Raw genomic sequence first — 233 nt, 5'->3', positions numbered from 1 at the left:
AAGGAACTTAACGCCTTGACTGGCAAGCGCGTCCACATTAACGTGGTTGAAATTAAGAAGCCAGACTTAGACGCACACCTGGTAGGTGTAAGCGTTGCTGAACAACTTGAAGCACATGTTGCTTTCCGTCGTGCTATGCGTGGTGCCATCCAACGTGCTATGCGTGCCGGTGCTAAGGGTATCAAGATTCAAGTTGCTGGTCGTCTGAATGGTGCCGACATGTCTCGGATCGA

At 50.6% G+C, this 233-nt stretch carries 1 pseudogene; it reads left to right on the top strand.

Annotated features, from left to right (window positions below):
• Nucleotides 1-233 (top strand): annotated as a pseudogene (rpsC, locus tag LJE08_RS14550) (30S ribosomal protein S3); the annotation flags it as partial.

This window comes from Holdemanella sp. DFI.5.55 (genome assembly GCF_020593575.1).
Classification (GTDB): Bacteria; Bacillota_I; Bacilli_A; order Erysipelotrichales; family Erysipelotrichaceae; genus Holdemanella; species Holdemanella hominis.
This window is presented reverse-complemented; position numbering and strand designations above follow the sequence as displayed.